The following is a 1,361-nucleotide window of genomic DNA, read 5'->3' on the forward strand; positions in this document are numbered from 1 at the left end:
CGGACGACCAGACATTCACCGCGACGCAGCATGACGGTGGTTCCCAGCCCGCTCAGCCGGTAGCCCCATCCCCCTACCTGAGCCGGGGTGCGGTGCTCGACGCGGGGCCACCTCGGGTGTGGTCCTCGGCTCGGCGGCCGGTGTCCTGCCCGCGGTCGGGCTGCGGCTCACCGAGAAGCGCGAGCAGATGCGCTCCTACCAGGAGGCTTTCGACCAGGGGTGGGCCGACGTCGGTGACGCCCCGCCGTACGTGCCGATGGGAGACCCTCGCCGCCCTCTTGGTCGCCGTGCCCCTCGGCGCCGCCCTGCTGGCCGCGCTGGTGACCCGCAGTCCTGCACGACGACGCCGGCTACTGCGCCATCGCCCGGCACGCATACGATCTGCCCGAGCACAACATGCACGACACCAAAGGCCATCAGGCCGTGTCCTTGTGCGACGTCTGGGCGTGGCTGTCAGCGGAAGAGCCCGGGCACCGGGCAGGCCTCCAGAGCTTCGTCCGGCCGATCGGCCCAGCGCCACCAGACATGCCGACTGCCACACCCCCAGAGCGACCGGCAGGCGCGCCGGCCATCCTCCTCCCGCTACGTGAGGATAAGGCCGCCCGCCTTCAAGGGCCGGCTGCACTCGGGACAGTCCGGGGCGTGGTCGGTCATGCGGCGCACCCTAACGGAGCGACCTCTTCGTCCCGCAGCAACCTGCAGTCGTCCGAAGAGGCGGCGCTGATCTATCAGCACTCCGACGAGGAGCGTCAGGGAGAGGTTGCCGCCAGCCTCGACGCGACAGTCCGGAAGGCTCGGGCCGCCGCCTTCCGAAAGGCCGACGAGAAGCGTTCTGGCACGGATCTGGCACGTGGCGAGTGATCACAGCGGACAGCAGAAAGGCCCGGGTCGATGACCTGGGCCTTCTTCATGGAGCGGGTGACGAGAATCGAACTCGCGCTCTCAGCTTGGGAAGCTGATGTTCTACCATTAAACTACACCCGCGTAAGACGCCCGATCCGGGGTAACCGGAGGGGGTGTCCGATCGCCTCGTCACTCTACCTCATCTCCGGGCCCGGGCGCTGTCGCGTCGGGGCCTGAGTGCTTTTCAGGGCGTGGACGCGACTGCGGGGCGCCGGAGTTGAGGCGTACCGTGGAGGGGGCGAAGAGGGTCCCGGGCGGGGCCGGAGTGCCGCCTGGAGGGCCGTCCCTTTGATCCCGTAATGTGGCCTCGCGTCGCCCGGCAGGCAGCAGCCGGGCGCGGCTCTTGGGGAAGGGACTCTAGGACTTGATGGAGCGCACCGTCGTCCAGTGTGCCGATGGGCACGTGTTCAGCACCGCGTCGTTCCCGATGCAGCAGGCCGACCGGCTCGGCCCCGGCC

General features: G+C 69.5%; 1 protein-coding gene, 1 tRNA gene and 2 pseudogenes. 2 read left to right on the forward strand and 2 right to left on the reverse strand.

Annotated elements, in window-relative coordinates; genetic code table 11:
- A pseudogene (locus tag ACFY5C_RS41610) lies at positions 1 to 134 on the reverse strand (DUF1648 domain-containing protein); the annotation flags it as partial.
- Here ACFY5C_RS41610 and ACFY5C_RS41615 point away from each other — a divergent pair.
- Positions 107 to 332, forward strand: a pseudogene (locus ACFY5C_RS41615) (ABC transporter permease); the annotation flags it as partial. The pseudogenes ACFY5C_RS41610 and ACFY5C_RS41615 overlap by 28 nt on opposite strands.
- A 310-nt stretch (positions 333 to 642) precedes the next feature.
- Positions 643 to 861: a hypothetical protein gene (locus ACFY5C_RS41620; RefSeq protein WP_389455290.1), complete on the forward strand. Its 219-nt coding sequence runs from the start codon at positions 643 to 645 to the stop codon at positions 859 to 861.
- 49 nt (positions 862 to 910) lie between these two features.
- Here ACFY5C_RS41620 and ACFY5C_RS41625 read toward each other — a convergent pair.
- Positions 911 to 984: transfer RNA gene (locus ACFY5C_RS41625), tRNA-Gly, on the reverse strand.
- Between the last annotated feature and the right edge of the window lie 377 nt (positions 985 to 1,361).

It is taken from the genome of Streptomyces sp. NPDC012935 (genome assembly GCF_042900345.1).
Classification (GTDB): domain Bacteria; phylum Actinomycetota; class Actinomycetes; order Streptomycetales; family Streptomycetaceae; genus Streptomyces.